This window comes from Pseudomonas sp. Q12-87, assembly GCF_001269755.1.
Taxonomy (GTDB): Bacteria; Pseudomonadota; Gammaproteobacteria; order Pseudomonadales; family Pseudomonadaceae; genus Aquipseudomonas; species Aquipseudomonas fluorescens_S.
In genome coordinates, this window is record NZ_LHVI01000005.1 from 37350 (window position 1) to 55482 (window position 18133).

Annotated in this window: 8 protein-coding genes and 1 pseudogene; 7 read left to right on the forward strand and 2 right to left on the reverse strand. The window is 59.8% G+C overall.

Translation table 11 applies throughout. The features are described from left to right. Nucleotides 1–23: 23 nt before the first annotated feature. The gene (locus AD663_RS03195) at nt 24–2555 is read right to left on the reverse strand and encodes a Tc toxin subunit A (protein ID WP_053213273.1); all 2532 of its coding nucleotides are present in this window, start codon (nt 2553–2555) and stop codon (nt 24–26) included. A gap of 154 nt (nt 2556–2709) precedes the next feature. On the opposite strand from AD663_RS03195, the pseudogene AD663_RS29240 reads away from it, so the two are divergent. Then, a pseudogene (locus tag AD663_RS29240) lies at nt 2710–2925 on the forward strand (VapC toxin family PIN domain ribonuclease); the annotation flags it as partial. 55 nt (nt 2926–2980) lie between these two features. On the opposite strand, the gene AD663_RS03205 reads toward AD663_RS29240, so the two are convergent. Next, entirely contained in the window at nt 2981–4900 is a 1920-nt protein-coding gene (locus AD663_RS03205) for a methyl-accepting chemotaxis protein (RefSeq protein ID WP_053213274.1), read from the reverse strand. Between the two features lie 264 nt (nt 4901–5164). Here AD663_RS03205 and AD663_RS03210 point away from each other — a divergent pair, with 264 nt between their 5' ends. The 6 genes from AD663_RS03210 to AD663_RS28850 form a co-directional block, all read left to right on the forward strand. Then, nucleotides 5165–5833, forward strand: a complete 669-nt coding sequence (locus tag AD663_RS03210; RefSeq protein ID WP_003177778.1) for a histidine phosphatase family protein — start codon at nt 5165–5167, stop codon at nt 5831–5833. A gap of 24 nt (nt 5834–5857) precedes the next feature. Continuing rightward, a complete protein-coding gene (locus AD663_RS03215; RefSeq protein WP_003177779.1) occupies nt 5858–6703 on the forward strand; it encodes a phosphatase PAP2 family protein in 846 nt (281 codons plus the stop codon). 341 nt (nt 6704–7044) lie between these two features. After that, entirely contained in the window at nt 7045–8751 is a 1707-nt protein-coding gene (locus tag AD663_RS03220) for a ShlB/FhaC/HecB family hemolysin secretion/activation protein (protein WP_053213275.1), read from the forward strand. Between the two features lie 39 nt (nt 8752–8790). Further along, complete coding sequence (locus AD663_RS03225; RefSeq protein WP_371261147.1) at nt 8791–15027, forward strand: hemagglutinin repeat-containing protein; 6237 nt, start codon at nt 8791–8793, stop codon at nt 15025–15027. A gap of 19 nt (nt 15028–15046) precedes the next feature. Then, entirely contained in the window at nt 15047–17776 is a 2730-nt protein-coding gene (locus AD663_RS29540; protein ID WP_371261148.1) for a hemagglutinin repeat-containing protein, read from the forward strand. Nucleotides 17777–17781: 5 nt separating this feature from the next. Beyond that, on the forward strand, nt 17782–18133 hold a 352-nt coding region (locus AD663_RS28850; protein WP_157062700.1), incomplete at its 3' end, for a hypothetical protein.

Here is an 18133-nt window from a genome sequence, read left to right on the forward strand (position 1 = left end):
ATGTTGAAGCAATAGGGAACATGTCAGTGACGGGCCGCGACCAGCGCTTCACCGACGGTCCTCCAGTCCGATGTCTGGCTGTCGCTGTTCAATGCGCTTGCCTGGAGCAGCAGGCTGGCCGACAACCCGGTGCGCTGGCAGCACGCCTGGCAGCGCATGACCCAATCCACCGCCTCCATTGACCGGGCTCGTTTGTGCTCCAGCTGTGCAGTCAGGCAACTCACCTCGTCAGTGCTCCAATCCAGCAGGCTGGCTAGCAACTTGTTGGCTTCTTCCGCAGCGCCTTCCGTCGGGTCTTGATTAGCAAGTTGCAAGTAGTGCAGCAGGTGTTCTTCTGACCGGGCCTGATGCTGTGCGCAGTGGCTGAAGCGATCGAGCAGGTACAGGGTTTGAGGTGTCAGCGTCCCCGGGTGATTGGCGGCCAGCCAACTTGGGTTGTTCAGCAACTGCCGCAGCGTGCTGCTGTTCAGGTGGATTGCTTTGCACGCTTGGGCAGTGCGCAATACGGTCGCCAGCAGGGCGGGCATTGTTCCAGGGGACTTCTCGATGGCCGCGACAATCGCCGTGGCATGGGTGTCGGCCAATTGCATCACGCAGGAAGCATAGTCTGCGGACAAGTCGACAAAGTCGTGCAGCAGGGTTTCCACCACGTGCCGGTCGCCGCTAGGGAGGCGGTCCTCTGCCAGCAGTATCGATAGTCGTCGCTCCATATTCTTGTTCATTGGCAAGTCACCTTCGATGGCGTCGAACAGGCGACACCATGGCGCGACGTCCCGGTTGCCTTCCTTGAGCCAGTCGACGGCCCAATCCAGTGCCATCAGAACATCGAGGATGTCTGGCTGCGGGGCGTGGGACGGGCTCAATGCACCGGTCACCAATGCTTTGCAAAACTCTTCGCCGCCCAATAGATGGGCCAGTGCCGTGCATTCGACGGGCGTGAGCCCGAATATCCCGGCGATCCGGGCCTGGCGGTAGAGGGACGAGAGTGTGGATAAATCGTATTTAAACGAAGGCAGGTATTTCTCGGTCTGCTTGATCAGCCACAACAGCGAATCTTCTGTAACAGTAAGACCGAGGCCCGCGCTGAGATAGCTGAGGGTTTTCGGGTCCGTCGTGACAAGGTCTTGCACTGGTGGATGTTCGAGCAATCGGGTTCGATTGAAGACTTGATCAAACAATGACGCTTGCTGCCCGCAGGCTGAAATCGGCATGTCATGCAGCAGCGACGCGAACTCTTGCGGCGCGATGCCGTGGCGTTGGTTCAGGTACCGATAGACCCCCAGCGTGCGCAAGGTATTGGTGTTGAGGGTCATCGTCGTGCTGCTTTCCGAACGCAGGGCGTTGACGAGCAGCGTATCCAAGTCCGCAACGGGAATGCCGGTCCAGCGGTGCAGTCGGATCATTCGTTGCAAGCGTGCGAAACGTTCTCGCGAACCGTAGGCAAAGGCATTCGATGCTCTGGAAATAGCCAGGGCGGGTTCCGATTCGGATCCATTGATGTAACCGGCGCCATGGCTGGGAAGAGTCGAGGGCGGGCTATTGGTCGAAACCCGTGGGCTGTATGGGCCCTGCGCCAGTAGCTGCTCGACCTGTTCGGTGGTGAGCCCGGTGCGCTCCTTGAAGAACGAAAGATCGTGCAGGCGATTGATGTCTTCAGTGCCGTAGCTTTTCTTCAGGACGCCAAGGTCCAGGTCGGAACTGGCGGGCACAAGAAGCAGTTTCTGTTGTTCGGGACTCAGTCCGGACAGCAGTTTTTGCGCCTCCACATGAGATTGCGATACGCGCCCATAAGGTGAGTCGCCGGGGGAGAATGGCAGTTGCAGGCTGACCCGGTAATTCAGCTCGCCCAGCGCGGGTCTATCTGCGTCGAGCCCAAGCAGGCATTGGTGATGATGCAGGTCATAAGGCAGTGAGAAAGGGTAATGTTCGCTGGCCAGAACCTGGTGGACGGTCCTGTCGGTCGTTGCCAGATGGGCTTCGATTGCGCTGCGCAAGGTGTCGTTGACGATCTCCAGCATCGGTCGCGCAACGAAGGCACTCTGCTGATCGAGCATCAGCGCCGTGAGGTCCGGGCGCCGTTGCTTCAGGGGGATTTTGTCGCTTGATGGGGAGGCGTTTTCCAGCTGGCCGGCAAACAGATACAGCGCCCGCAGATAGGCCACCGGCGAGTCGATGGCAGCGATGTCGCCTTCCTTGCAGAACTGATCCCAGCGCTCGTTGAACAGCGCTTGATAGCTGACGGACGTCGAGGTTGAACCCGAAACCAGGCTGCGCCGGGTACGTTGCCGGGCATTGCCGGGCGCTATCAAGTGTTCCTGAAACAGGCGGCTGACCTGCTGGGCAAAGCTCGCGGCATTTTCGTAGGCCTGCCCGCCATCCACATCGGTGTGCTTGCCCAGTTCAAGAATGAACTTCGCCTTGCCCATGCGCATGACATCGAAGACCGACGCCAATCCCATGCGCTGCATGGCTGTGCCGAAATCGGCCCGGGCGTTGTCCTCGCTAACTGGCGCGTCGATGAGCCGATGCAACAGTGAATCGTTGCTTGCGTCCATGTGTTGTCCATCTCCTTTCCGAACGGAATGTGCGTGTCCAGGAGAAACCGTACAGCAGCGTGCGACAAAAGGCGGTAGGACGAGAGGGGGTGGGTTTTGTACGAAAGGGCGATGCGTTGCATGGAGATTGAACAGGCGGAATACAGTCGATATGGAGGATTTTGTCGACAGGATCCTGCCCTTTGATGCCCACGCAGCTGTCGAGTACGCGGCCCTGGTTGCGTCATGCGAGGCTGAGGGGCGGGCGGCGAGTATGGCCGATGCGCAAATCGCAGCCATTTGCCGAACGCACGGCGCTCTGATTGCAACCCGTAACACCAAGGACTTCAAATTCTCAGGAATTGAAGTCATCAATCCCTGGAACCCTTGAGTAATACCTTCACACCAAACGCCCATTTCCAGCTGGAAACGGGCGTTTGTCGTGATCAAACCCTGAAGTGGCTCACCATCATCTGCAACTGATTACCCAACCGCGCCAGTTCAACGCTGGAAGCTGCGGTTTCTTCGCTGGCGGCTGCGGTCTGTTCGGAGACGTCGCGCACGTTGATGATGCTGCGGCTGATTTCCTCGGCCACGGCGCTCTGCTGTTCGGCGGCAGCGGCGATCTGCTGGTTCATCGACTGGATATTCGACACCGTGCGGGTGATGTTTTCCAGTGACACGCCGGCCTTGCGGGTCAGGGCCACGCTGCTGTCGGTGAGGTTGCGGCTGTTATTCATCACGGCCGCCACTTGCTGGGTACCGTTCTGCAGGCCGGCCACCAGGCCTTCGATTTCCTCGGTGGATTTCTGCGTGCGCTGGGCCAGGCCACGGACTTCGTCAGCCACTACGGCAAAACCACGACCGGCCTCACCGGCGCGGGCCGCTTCGATGGCCGCGTTGAGGGCCAGCAGGTTGGTTTGCTCGGCCACGGCCTTGATCACGTCCATGACGCTGCCGATCTTGTCGCTTTCCTGTTGCAGCACGGTCATGGCGTCGGTGGAACGCACCACTTCGCTGGCCAGGCGCTCGATCTGAGCGATGGCTTCGTTGACCACCTTGTCGCCGGCACGGGCTTCGCCGTCTGCGGCGGCGGCTGCCTGGGAGGCTTCTTCGGCATTGCGGGCCACTTCCTGCACCGTGGCGGTCATTTCGTGCATGGCGGTCGCGACCTGATCGGTCTCGACTTTCTGGCTATTGACCCCGGCGCTGGTCTGCTCGGTCACGGCGGACAATTCTTCAGCCGCGCTGGCGATTTGCGTCACGCCATCGCGGATGCCGCTGATCAGGTCGCGCAGGGTCACGCCCATGCGCGCAATGCCTTGTTGCAGCACGCCCAGTTCATCACGACGGGTGACGATGACGTTGTGCGACAGGTCGCCACTGGCGATGCGTTCGACCACGGCCAGGGTGTCGCGCAGCGGGCCGGTGATCTGGCGAGTGATGATGACGGCGGCAATGATGCCGACCAGCAACGCCAGCAAGGTGCTGACCAGTTGCAGGGTGCGCGCCTGGGCGCTTTCGGTGTCACGGCGGTCGAGCTGGATCTGGTACAGCTGCTCGCTCAAGGTCACGATGGTCGTGCCTTGGTCGGTCATTTCCTTGCGCGCCTGCACCACATCGGCGGTGGCCAGCTTGAAGGCCAGCAGGGCGCTGCGGTATTGAGTCAGGGCGTTTTCCAGCTGGCGCAGTTCATTCTGTCGGGTGCTGGAGAAGTGCTCGTTCAACGGCTTGAGCGAAGCGATGGCGTCGTCCAGTTGGGTGACGGCCTTGCGTTCGGTGTCGGCGTTGCTGTTGGCGGTGTAGCCGCGCACTTCATAGCGGGCCAGCATGAAGGCCTGTTTGGCCTGGGTGATGGCCTGGAACTGCGCGAAGCGCTCGTCGCTGAGGGCCATTTGCCGTACGTCGGAATCGATAGTCTCGATCAGCTTGTAGGCAATCTCGGCGTTTGCCCCCATCGCATCGCGGGCAGTGTTGCCGGTGCGGTAGGCGCTGCGCATCTTGTTCAGGGACACCTGGTAAGCGCTGATGATCGCGCTCTGCTCCTTGAGCAGCTTGACGTTTTCCGGGCTCTTGAAGCTGCTGAGCAGTGCGTTCTGTTGCGCCACGAACCCATCGAGGGTGGTCTGCACATTTTGAGCGGCGGTTTCGTCGCCGTTGGCCAGCATGTATTGCAGGCGAACGACCCGAAGTTTGGTCAGGCCGGCATTGAGCTGGGTGATGTCGCTCATCCAGTTGCTGCGCTGGATCAGGCCGCCCAGGCTGGTCCAACTGGTCAGGGCCAGCAGGCAGGTCAGGACCAGCACCAGGCCGAAACCCAGGCCCAATTTCATGTTGACGCTAATGTTGCCAAACCAGCTATTCATCAAATTCCTCCAGGAACGTTGTGCTGCTTGATCATCGATTGGCTGGAAGATTGTTGTTGTTAAGAGCCAGCAAGAACATGTAACAGGGCTGTATCGGCCGCCGCCGTGGAATCTGAAAGATTTTTTCCGGGCCTTGGGATTTCGCGGGATATTTCGTCGGGTATTCCAAGCTTTTTTTCACATCGGTTTCACCGTGTGCCTACGTCGTGCCCACTACTGTCGCGCCATCGAATGATTGGATGGATGCCGTCGAGGCGGCTTGATGTGGAACTGAGACTGAGCCTTTTCGGCCTGACGCGCTCGATCGATACACGCCGGTTTGCCCGTCACCAAAACGCCCTAGTGGTGCTGGCTTCGGCATTGCTGGTGATCCCATTGGTCTTCTGGCTGCTGCGCCCGGCGGCGGTGCCGGACCTGGCCCATGGCAACGTCGCCGGTGCCCGGGCCTTGGCCGATGGCTGGGCCAAGGGCGACATGATCGTGCTGGTACGCCATGTCGAACGGTGTGACCACTCCAAGGCTGCTTGCCTGAATGACCCCTCTGGCATCACTGATCGGGCTCGTGCGGTTGCGGTAGGCCTGGGTGCCCGATTCGAGCAGTTGGGGCTGGACAACGCCGACATCTATAACAGCCCGCTGATCCGTGCCGCGCAGACGGCGGGATACATGTTCAACAAGGTCGGCGCCGGAGACGATTGGCTGGCCAATTGTCGGCACGACCTGCTGCGTAATGCCCTGGCCCACAAGGTGCCCGGGCGCAATCTGATCCTGGTCACCCACAGCGAATGCATGCAAGCCATGGAAACCACGCTCCACCGCCCGACGTCGGTGTTTGGCTATGGCGCTTCGTTGTTCGTGTCCACCGCCCAGCCGGCGCCACGGTTGCTCGGGTTTATCGAAGCGTCTGACTGGCGCTCGGTGATGTTTCAGTAATTTTTCCCACGATTAGGATCGCTCATGCTGATGTCTGCTCGCGCCCGTTTCTACGGGTTCAACCTCGGAATCCCCCTGCTCTGTGCGGCGGTGGTGTTCTTGCTGTTCGACATGACCCGCATCGACATCGCCATCAGCGATTTTTTCTATGACCCGGTGCGCCAGGTATTCCCTTTGGAGCACGTGCGGTTGTTCGAGCAAATCACCCACAAGTGGGCTCGGATCATTCCGAACTGGACCGGCGAGGCGGCCATCATCGGTGCGCTGTTGTCGTTTTTCTGGCCGGTATTCAAGCCGGAAAAACGTGCAGGCCTGTTGCGCGTGCTGGATAAGCTCAGGCTGACCAAGCCGCTGCGTTTTGCCCACGAGCACCGTCGCGATTTCCTTTATGTGGTCTTTGCGTTTGCCTTGAGCACCGGGGTCATTCATTACCTCAAGGGCCATACCAGCGTGTACTGCCCGGTGGAAACCACCCAATACGCCGGCAAGATCGAACACAAGGAGTGGTATCAGAATTTCGATTTGCTGAAAGTCGCCGGCGACGGTCGCTGCTGGCCTGGCGGTCACGCGTCCGGCGGCTTCACGATGCTGGCGCTGTATTTCGTCGCCCGACGTTACCGCTGGCGTCATGCCAAAGCCTTGATGTACGGCGCCCTGACCCTGGGGTTCATCTATGGCACGACGCGGGTCTTTCAGGGCTGGCACTACATGTCTCACACCTTCTGGGCGGGCATTTTCGTCTGGTTGAGTTGTGGGTCGATGGCGTTGCTGTTCTATGGCCGGGCCGCGTTGGAGCAGCCGCTGCTGAAGCAGGGGCCAGTGACGACATCCGTCCAGTCGGCGTTGGGCGAGGCCCAGACCTCAGCCTGAACGCGAGGCAAAAAAAAAGCCCGCGGGAGAGCGGGCTAAAACCTTAGTTTCTTGAATGAGCGAGGGGACTTTACCGAATCCTGCGGGCGTCCGGGGTGAAGAAAAGTTCATGCGGCGCCGTCCTCTGCAGCGGCCCATCCGGGCGGTCACGTAAGTGGTTTTAGACGCGTCCTGTGAGATGCGTCTCTTTTTTGATCAGAAAAATTCCGCTCTCTTGAACCGAAAGCGATAAGCAGGGTCTGGTGGTGCGCGTAGTTTTGCGCGTCAGCAGCGTGGGTGTGTTTCGGGGTATGTGTCCCCACTCACGAGCTCGCTGTCACTTCCGTATCGAGGGATCGAACATGTTCCTACCCGCCCATTGGGCGAGGTTATGCCTGGCTTTGCTGTGCCTTTCTCCGCTAACGCTCGCTTACGCCGCCCCCACGCCCGGTGACACGGACCTGATCCGTGAACGTCAGGATCGCCTGCTCGAAGAACAGCGCCGGCGTCTTGAAGAACTCAAGGACCTGCCAGGCAAGTCCGCCGCGCCCCAGGCCCCTGCCGCGCCGACCGACAGCCGTTGTTTCCCGATCAAGACCATCGAGCTCAAGGGCGCCGATGCCTTGTCCGAAGTGGAGCGCCAGCGCCTGCCCAAGCCTTTCCTCAACCAGTGCCTGGGCGTGCCGCAGCTTAACCAGTTGCTCAAGGTCATCACCGATTACTACCTGGAAAAAGGCCTGGTCACCAGTCGCGCCTATTTGCCGCAACAGGACTTGTCCAGCGGCCACCTGCAAGTGCTGGTCGTCGAGGGGCGCCTGGAAGGCCTAAAGGGCGCCGAGGGCAGTGGGTTGTCCGAGCGGGAACTGGCGATGGCGTTTCCCGGCAACCCGGGGGAACTGCTCAACCTGCGGGATATCGAGCAGATGGTCGATCAGCTCAATCGCCTGCCATCGAATCAGGCGCAGATGGAATTGACGCCCGGCCAGAACATCGGTGGCAGCCAGGTACGGGTCAAGAACGCCCCGCAGAAGCCCTGGCGCGTCGGCCTGTCGCGGCATAACGATGGGCAGAAAAGCACCGGCGAGCAGCAATGGGGCACCTCCCTGGACTGGGACAGCCCCTTGGGCCTGGCTGATCAACTGGCCCTGCGCGGCGGCCACGATGCCGTCAGCGACCACCAGAAAACCTCGCGCAATGCCATGCTCTATTACAACCTTCCGTTTGGCTGGTGGAACCTCAGCTACACCTACAGCCAGAGCGAGTACCGCGCACTGGGCCAGGCCAATGGTTTCAATTTCAAGCAGAGCGGCGACAGCCAGAACCACCAAGTGCGCCTGGAGCGGGTGATTCATCGCGATGCCCTGAGCAAGACCTCCCTCAACACCGGCCTTGCGTACCTGCGCACCAACAATTTCATCGAAGACAGCAAGCTCAACGAGAGCAGCAATCGCATCAGCGAGGCGCAGTTCGGTATCAACCATGGCCGGCGAGTCGGCAATGCCTTCGTCAACCTTGACCTGGGCATGCAGCAAGGCATCGGCGCCCTTGATGCCCAGGGCGATCACGAGCCGGGACCTGGGGTGCCGGATGCCCGCTATCGCAAATACACCGCCACCCTCAGCTATCTGCAGCCGTTCGTGCTGGGCGGCGAATCCTTCAGCTTCAGCAGCCTGATGACCGGCCAACGCAGCGAGGACGCGCTGTTCAGCTCGCAGCGCATGAGCCTGGGCGGCCAGTCGTCGATTCGCGGTTACAAAGACCAGACATTGTCCGGCGACAGCGGCGGCTACTGGCGCAACGACCTGCGCTGGAGCCGCCCGGTGACCTTGGAATGGCTGCGCCCGGTATTCGCCGAATACGGCACTGGCCTGGGCTATGACCAAGGCGTGATTCGCGGCAATCGCTACAACGGCGATGAGCACGGGCGCGTGTCGAGCAATTCGGTGGAGCTGTTTGCCCGAGGTGAACACCTGAACGCCAGCGTCACCTTCGCTCATTCCCTGGAACGCCCAGACGCGCTGACTGAGCGCGAAGCGCCGATCTACTTTCGCCTGGATGCGTTTTTTTAAGCACGGGTTCTTTAATTTCTGCTGCAACGAGACTTGATCATGGACGACCGCCAATACGCTTTCCTGGCCCGCCATCCTTCTGCTGCCCTGAAAACCCGCGACGTATTCTGGGGCATGCCCAAGCGCGCCCTGGCGTTCCTGTTGGCCAACGTCATGTTCTGGCAACCGCTGTGGGCCCAGGCGGACGGCATCGTGGTCAGCGCACCAGGCACTACGCTCGGCCAGGCAGGCAACGGCGTGCCCGTGATCAATATCGCCAAGCCCAACGGCAGCGGTCTGTCCCACAACCAGTTCAAGGACTACAACGTCGGCAGCAACGGCGTGATCCTCAACAACGCGACCAACCCCGCCCAGTCCACACAACTGGGCGGGATTATCCTCGGCAACCCGAACCTCAACGGCACCGCCGCCAAGACCATCCTCAACGAAGTCAACGGCGGCAACCCTAGCCAACTGCGCGGCTACACCGAAGTGGCGGGGCAGTCGGCCCACGTCATCGTCGCCAACCCCTACGGCATCAGCTGCAACGGCTGCGGTTTTATCAACACGCCCAAAGCGACCCTGACCACGGGTAAACCGATTATCGAGAACGGCCAATTGAGCCGTTATCAGGTGGACCAGGGCAGCGTCGCTATCGAAGGCGCGGGCCTGAACGCGAACAACGTCGACCGTTTCGAAATCATCACCCGCAGCGCCAAGATCAACGCCGAGATCCAGGCGAAAAATCTGACGATTGTTGCCGGGCGCAACGACGTCGATGCAGGCACGCTCAATGCCACTGCCCGTGCCGATAATGGCAGCGTGAAACCGGAACTGGCCATCGACTCTTCGGCCTTGGGTGGCATGTACGCCGGGGCGATCAAGCTGGTGGGCACCGAGGCCGGGGTTGGGGTGAAGCTGGACGGCAAGATGGTTGCCAGTGGGGGTGATATTCAGCTGGATGCCAATGGGCATTTGAGCATGGCCGAGACGGCTGCGGCCGGTGCCGTCGCCATCCAGGCCAAAAGCGTGGAAACCCGTGGCCAGGTGTACGCTGGCAGCCGCCTGGACGTGAAGACCCAGGGCGACCTGACCAGCCAGAACAACCTGGTGGCGCGCGACAGCATTCACCTGGACAGCGGCGGCACGCTGAGCAACAAGGGGATTATCGAAGCCGGGGTCAATGCCGATAACAGCCGCAATACCACAGGTGATGTCACCCTCTCAGCCAATCAACTGAACAACAGCGGCAAAACCATCATTGCCAGCCGTGACCTGAAAGTCACGACCACCGCGGCGCTGAATAATCAGGGCGGTACGCTCAGTGGACGGGGCAAGACCACCGTCACGGCCAATGTTGTGGATAACCGCAATAAAGGCCGGATCCTGGGCAACTCCGAACTGCACCTGAATGCCGATCAAGTCCTCAACAGCCAGGGCGGCCTGATCAATAGCCAGGGCCTGCTGACGGCCAACGTGGGCCATCTGGAAAACAATGCCGGTGAACTGTCGAGCCTGGACAGCGCGACGCTGATCCTCGGCAACCTGGATAACCTGACCGGCCTGGTAATGGCCGGCAAGAACCTCGACATCACTAACACCGGCGCGATCAATAACCGGGGCGGCGAACTGTCCAGCCAAGGCATCGTGACTGTGCGCACCGCCAGCCTGGACAACAGCAACAAAGGCACCGTCGCCGCCAATGGCAAGCTGCTGGTCAGCGCCACCGGCGCGGTCAACAACGCCGATAAAGGCCTGCTCGCCAGCCGTGCTGCCGAGGTCGAGTTCGATGCTGCCAGTCTGAATAACGCCAAGGGCACGCTGCAAGGCGAAGGCCTGGTCACCGTGGATGTATCGGGCAACATCGATAACCAGGGCGGCAGCATCATCGCCAAGGACGCCAAGCTGAGTGTCTTCGCCACCAACCTGGACAACCGTGGCGGCGTGCTGTCCAGCGTCAAGGCCGCGCTGGAGGCACGCACCACCGGCGTGCTGAAAAACGGCTATGACGTGAACCGTCAGGGCGGCACGATCCAGGCTCAAGGACTCAGCATCCGAGCCTTGGCTGGGCTGTTCAACGACGGCGGGCGCATCGCTGCACAAGCTGGTGATGTCGTAGTCACCAACGCGGCGGCGGATATCAACAATCGCAACGGCGGGATGTATGCCACTGGCAAGGTCTGGGTCACTGGCCGGAATCTGGAAAACAGCGGCGGTGGGCAGGTCAGCGCCAGTCGTATCGACTTTGACCTTTCGGGTGCGCTGAACAACAACGCCGGCATCATCGAAAGCCAGGACAGCCTGGATATCCTTGCCGCCAGCCTGAGCAACCAGAAAGGCCAACTGCGCACCCTGGGCAATAACAGCACCACAGCGTTCAACATCGGTGGTCTGTTCGATAACAGCGACGGCACCCTCGAAACCGCCAGTAAGGATGTGGACTTCGACACCGGCAGCGTCCAGAACGTGGGTGGCAAGCTGCTGCACACCGGCCTGGGACTGTTTGGCATCAGCCAGGCCAACCTGGGCCAGGCGGGTGGGCAACTGGTGACCTACGGCAACCTGACGGTGAAGGCTGACCGCTGGACCAACAGCACCGCGATCCAGGCCGGGCACCTGGTGGTTCATGTCGACCAGTTGACCCAGACGGCCACCGGCCAGTTGCTCAGCGCCAACAGCATGGAGGGCCGTGGCAGCAACTGGCGCGTCGACGGCCTGATCGGCAGCGATGGGGCCATCGACCTGCAACTGACCGGTGCCTATACAGGCAACGGCCGCTTGAGCAGTCTCGGCACCTTGGGCCTCAAGGCGGCGCTGATCAACCTGGAGCAAAACGGCAGTATCGCCGGCGGCGGCAGCACAACCGTCGTGGTCGATGGTGTCCTCAACAGCTACGGTCGCCTGACCTCGGCGGCGGACATGAACGTCACGGCCGCCACGATCAACAACTACGGCACCCTCGGCAGTGCCGGCGTGCTCGGCGTATCGACCGGCGATCTGCTCAACGAGCACGGATTGATTTTCAGCGGCGGCAATACCAGCCTGCGTGTCAACAGCCTGACCAACCGCTATGCCGATATCTACAGCCTCGGTGATCTGAACATCGATCGCGACGGCCTCGGCACGCGTGCCAGCCGCATCCTCAACAGCTCCGGCACGCTGCAAAGCGACGGCAACATGCGCCTGGCGGCCAGCATGATCGACAACGTCCGCGAGGTCTTGACCACCCACGATGCAGGCATCTACACCGCCTCGATCAGGGAAGTGGCCTGTATCGAAGGGGTCAACGCCGGCGACTGCAGCGGTGGCAAGGAAAACCACGTCTGGCAGATCATCCAGCGCGACAAGTTCGAAGTCACCGCGGCCAGCGCCGCCTCCAGCATCACCACTGGCGGCAACCTGGATATCCAGGGCGACACCCTGACCAACCGGAGCAGCAGCATCGGCGTTGGCGGTGCATTGAGCGCCAACCTCGTCAGCCTGAACAACATCGGCATCGAGACTGGCGAGACCGAAACCTCGCGCACCTTCATGTCCGAGCGCACGCGCAGCCCAGGCGGCTGGCGCGCCGCCGCCAATGACTTCACCAACAAATACTGGTTGCAGAGCCCAGGCTACAACGCCAATGACCTGGGTGGCCTCGAGGCAGCGATGAGCCGCTTCATCGGCATGACCGAACGTGAGCTCCCGCAGTTCCGCACCCAGACAAGTACTACCGATACCCAGACCTACGCCGCGATTATCCAGGCCGGCGGTGCGGTCAGCGTCCGCACCCAGGGCAACGCCGACAACAGCGTCGTGCGTGGCGGCTACAACTATGTCGGTGCCGGCCCGCGCACCGATACCCAGGCTGACAACGTTTTCTCCACCCGCGTCAGCGTCAATCGGCAACTGCCCCCGAACCTGACCCAGCAACAGGTCGATCCGCTGGCCTTGCCGGGCTTTGACTTGCCGACCGGGCAAAACGGCCTGTTCCGCATGAGCGGCGACGCCTCGACCACGCCGACTCAAGGCTCAGGCCTGACCCAAGTGCGCGGCCTGCCGGACAGCTCGTTCCAGACCAACCCGCAAAAGTACCTGATCGAAACCAACCCGGCGCTGACCGACATGCGCCGCTTCATGAGCTCGGACTACCTGCTGACGAACCTGGGCTACGACCCCGACATCGCCGCCAAGCGCCTGGGTGATGGCTTCTACGAACAGCGCCTGATCCAACAAGCCGTGATCGCCCGCACCGGTCAACGTTTCCTCGACGGCCAGACCTCCGACGACGGCATGTTCAAGTACCTAATGAACAACGCCATCGCCAGCAAGGACGCGCTGAACCTGTCCCTGGGCGTCAGCCTGACGGCCGAACAAGTCGCGGCCCTGACCCACGACATCGTCTGGATGGAAACCCGGACGGTGAACAACGAGCAGGTGCTGGTGCCGGTGCTCTACCTGGCCCAGGCCAACAATCGTCTGGCGGCCAATGGCGCGTTGATCCAGGGCTCAGATGTCAGCCTGATTGCGGGTAAGAATCTGAACAATGCGGGCACCTTGCGTGCGTCCAGCAACCTGAGGGCCTCGGCTGGCGACAGCTTGGTCAACAGTGGGTTGATGGAGGCGGGTGGTCGGCTGGATGCGTTGGCGAGTAATAACCTGACTAACAGGGCGGGTGGGGTTATTGCTGGGCGGGATGTCAGTGTTGTGGCCGTGGCCGGTGACTTGACCAACGAACGAACCATCACCACGCATGCCAGCAGCACCGGCTCCAAGACCGAACAACGTGGTTTTGTCGACAGTGCGGCGCGGATTGAGGCGAGTCATGATCTGAGCGCGGGCGCTGGGCGGGATATCGCCAATGTTGGTGGTGTGCTCAAGAGTGGTAACGACACCACATTGCGCGCTGCCCGAAATATGAACATCACCGCCGCCGAGCAGGTGGACAGCCATACGCAGGGCAGCAAACACCGGGATCAGACCATTATCCAGAATGGTTCTAGCGTTACGGCTGACCGCGAGCTGAAGGTAACGGCCGGGCAGGACCTGAGGGTCGTTGCGAGCAACGTTATCGCCCAGAGCACCCTGGCGCTGACGGCCGGGCGCGATATCGCCATCGAGTCCGAGGCCAACGAAAGCCATCGTTCGTCCCAGAGCAAAAAAGTCAAAAGCAGCAGCGACCTGGTGCGCCAGCAGGCTTCGGTTATCCAGTCGGGAGGCGACCTCAGCGCCAAGGCGGGGCAAGACCTGAGCCTCATAGCCAGCCAGATGAAAGGCGCCAAGGATGTTGCCCTCGACGCCACGCGCGATATCAATCTGTTGTCCGCAACGGACGAAGCTGCTGAGTTTTACTCGAAGAAAAGCAAAGGCTCTTTCGGGCGCAGCAAAAGCGAACAGCGGGAAAGTTACCACAGCACCAACGTCGCATCCGTGGTGGAGGCGGGGCAGGACCTGACGGTCAATACCAGCCAAGCCGCCGGTGGCGGTGTCACGCTGGATGGCGGTCGTAATGTCACCGTGATCGGCAGTCAGTTGAAAGCCGGCAATGACCTGGTCGTCGGTGCCACCGGTGATGTAGCAGTGCTCTCGGGTGTCGAGGAGCACGGTTCCTACAGCAAGAAAACAAAATCGGGTTTCCTCGGCTTGTCCAAGAGCGGCAAGAGCGAGTTGAAGACCACGGCCTCCCAGGTAGCCAGTGAGCTAGAGGCCGGCAACGACGTGGTTATCGCGGCGGGCAACGACTTGCGCGTGCGGGCCAGTGAGACCACTGCTGGCAATGATGTGGAACTGCGTGCGGGTCTGGTTAAGGACAGTGGCGACATTAACCTGGTCTCGGCCAACGATACGGCTTATAGCCGGAGTGAGGAGTACAAGAAGAAAAACGGGTTATCGGTGTCGGGTGGTTTCCTGTCCTTCGCATCAGCCAAGAAGGCCGGACGCGAAGCCCAAAGCAGCACTAGCGTGGGCAGCCAAGTGAAGGCCGAACGCGACGCCGCTTTGCAGGCCGAGCGCGACATCAACGTCGTTGGTAGCAGTGTTAAGGCCGGCGGCAACGTCAGCCTGGACGCCGGACGCGATGTGAATGTCCTGGCCGCGCAGAACAGCCGTTCCGAGCGGGACTGGGAAAAGAACAAACAAGCCGGGATCGGTGTGTCTTCGGACGCCAACGGCATCAATTTCTTCGCCGGTGCGGACCGTACCAAAGAGAAAAACCGGCTGGAGCAGCAAACCGCTGCGGCCAGTCAGATCATTGCCGGTCAAAACCTGGCCGTCAACGCCAAGCGAGATATCACCCCAGATCGGCTCAGACCTTGAGGCGTTCAACGATATCGACTTGACGGCCGGTCGCAATATCAAGATCGACGCTGCCCGCGAAATGCAACTGATCGAGCATCAACGCGAGAGCGAACGAAACGGCGCCAGCCTGAGCATGAACCACAACTACGGCCGAACCCGCGATGCCGTCAAAGGTGCCGGCCAGGGCGAAGATGGTGTCAGCAAGGCTTCCAGTACGTTGAAGGCTGTGGACGGCGTTTCCCAATTTGTTTCAGGCCCTACGTTCGACGCCAAGATCGGTAACAGCAAGCAGAGCACCAGTCAGCAGTTCATTGAACAGACCCGTCGCTCGTCGACGCTGAACGCAGGTAACGATCTGAATATTGCTGCCAACAACGATGTTCAGATCAGCGGCAGCCAATTGATCTCCGGTCGCGATATCAATATCAAGGGACGCGATGTCACCCTCGATGCCGCCAAAGGCAGCTATGCCGAAGAGACTCGTGAGCGACAAAGTTGGGGCGGTATCCATGGTGGAACCAGCGGCGGCTTCAAGCTTGGCGTCGGTGGCAGCAATGGTATTGCCAGCGGCGACAGCGAACAGCAAACGTCGACGGTCACTTCTCTGGATGCGGCGCGGGACGTCAACCTGCAGGCGAGCAATGATCTGAACCTGATTGGCTCGCAGGTCAAGGCTCAGCGTGATATCGACCTGCGCGCAGCAAACAACCTGAACATTCGCGCCGCCCAGAACGACAGCGGCAGCGACAACACCCGCAAGAGCGGCGGCGGTGAGGTAGGCCTCAGCGTCGGCTCTGAAGGCGTCGGCATTTACGCCAGCGTCAATCTGGGCAGAGGCAACCTGGAGCGTGAAGCCCAGCGGCAACAACAGGCCTATCTGTACGCAGGTAATCGCCTGGGCTTCACCAGCGGCAAAGACACGAATATCGCCGGTGCGGACCTGCGCGGCAATGAAGTCATCGGCCGGGTTGGCCGCGACCTCAATGTCTCGTCGGTGCCTGATACGGGCAAGGTCGAAGGCAAGGAATTCGACCTCAGCGTGACGGTGACCGTGGGGCCGGGAGCGGGTGTCAGTGGTTCGGTCGGCTATGGCCAGACCACTGGCTCGACCGAATGGGTCGAGCAACAGACTCGCATCACCGGGCAGGACAAGGTCGACATCCGTACCGAAAACCACACCCAGCTCGACGGGGCGCTTATCGCTTCGGATACCGGCAAGCTCAAACTCGACACCGGCACGCTGGGCTTCAGCGATATCGCAGGCAAGGACAAGGAGCATGGCTATTACCTGAACGTCGGTGGCAGCTACTCCAAGGGGGGCGGCGGAGCCCAGGACGGTAGCCAGGTCGGCAAGGGCGAAAAGGACAAGAACGGCTGGAGTGTCGAAGGCTGGAACTATGAGAAGGACCGCCAGCAGCTCGTACGGGCCACCGTGGGGGCGGGCGACGTCGTGGTGCGCAATGACGCCGGGACCGTAGCCGATTCGACCAAAGGCCTGAACCGCGACGTCGACAAGGCCTACGAAATCACCCGGGACGATGAACACCGTACAGACCTGTACGTGACCAAGTCTTCTATGACGGCAGCTCTTACGCCGTTTGAAACCGCCAAGGAGTGGACCAAGCAACTCCGCAGTTACGACGAGACGGCCAAGAAAAACTTCCAGCAAGCCGGCTACGACTTCAATGCGGCGGTCAACAAGATCGAGGCAGGGTTGGGGCGGAAAATGGATGCGGGTGCCTCGGCGATGGTGGGCGTCGATTTCGCCGAAGCGACTATGGAGGCGTTGATCATCGGTGGTCTTACGCGTGCTCAGGCCATGAAGACCATGAGTAACCCGGACTTCCAAGAGCGGGTGCTGGCTGAGGTAGGCCGGCTCGCTGGTGTGGATGTTAAGCAGGTCGAGGCTATTAGCAAGAAAGTTCAGGTAACCCCGTCTGACACAGGGCGCCCACCGGCTTTGGAACTCGATACCTCTTATGTCACTGAGGACGATGTCGAGAGGTTGAGTCTTGCCCAAGATACCTTACGGACATTTTCGGGTATCAATGAGTACACCGCTGCGCATCAGGATGAGCTGCAAGCGATCTCGGTGGTGATTGCTATGGCACAAGGTCCCAAAGGGCTTGTGCAATTGGCGGTCATCAACGCGGCCTCTGAAACCGCGCCGGGCAAAGCACTGCTTGAGAAAACCGAACAATTCAGCGAAGCCGTAGGGAAAGAAATCGCGGATGAGATAGAAGATACTACGCTTGATCCAAAGTTCGAAACGGACAAGTACCTGATCGGCGGCGGTCAGTTCATGGCCTCAGTGTTGACAGGGGTGCTTTCGAAACGTAAAGGTGTGGAGGAGCGTACTTCTGTTTCGGTGATGGATGGGAAAGGGGCAAAAGGTGCATCAGGTTCAAACGAGGTTTTGGGTGGAGCGCATCGCGATACATCGAAACCTGTAAACGACAATCTTGACTCTCATCATTGTCCTGCAAGATCCTGTTATACGGATGCTCCGATCAGTTCTGTTGATGGTCCTGCGATAAAAATGGACCCAAATGACCACAAGTTTACTGCTAGCAATGGAAATTCAGATGCTGCAAAAGCTTATAGAGCGCAGCAAGAGGAATTGCTAAAACAAGGGAAGCTTCATGAAGCTATAAAAATGGATGTCGACGATATACGAAGTAAGTTTGGTGATAAATACGACGCGGCTATTGAGCAAATGTTAAAGTATTCAAAAAGTCTTAATCCTGAAGATTTTAAACCGAGGTAGATTTCATGAGGTTAAATTACAGCCAGTCTAATGGTCTCGAAAATTTCTTTTGCGGGCAAGGTAGAGAGGAAGTCCGGAAAGTTATTGGTTTGCCATATAGGGTTTTTCCTAAAACTGAGTTTTCAGAAAATTCAGTTGACGCGTTTGGTGAGGCTGTAATGCAAGTTTGGTACAACTGCTCTGATGAGTTGTTGGGGTTGGAGGTATATCTTCCTAATGCTTGTTTTTATTATGATGGTAAGCAGCTTTTAGGTCTGTCTATTGAGGATGTTGAGAATTTTTTTGTGGCTGAGGGTGTGTCTTTTGAAGTGGAGAAAGATAAAACCGGCATAAACGTTAATCAGAACTCGGTCAGGT

Bases quoted from the DNA above. Each gene is read 5' to 3' on its own strand.
- AD663_RS03195 (WP_053213273.1), bottom strand. From the start codon at position 2,555: ATGGACGCAAGCAACGATTCACTGTTGCATCGGCTCATCGACGCGCCA.
- AD663_RS03205 (WP_053213274.1), bottom strand. From the start codon at position 4,900: ATGAATAGCTGGTTTGGCAACATTAGCGTCAACATGAAATTGGGCCTG.
- AD663_RS03215 (WP_003177779.1), top strand. From the start codon at position 5,858: ATGCTGATGTCTGCTCGCGCCCGTTTCTACGGGTTCAACCTCGGAATC.
- AD663_RS03220 (WP_053213275.1), top strand. From the start codon at position 7,045: ATGTTCCTACCCGCCCATTGGGCGAGGTTATGCCTGGCTTTGCTGTGC.
- AD663_RS03225 (WP_371261147.1), top strand. From the start codon at position 8,791: ATGGACGACCGCCAATACGCTTTCCTGGCCCGCCATCCTTCTGCTGCC.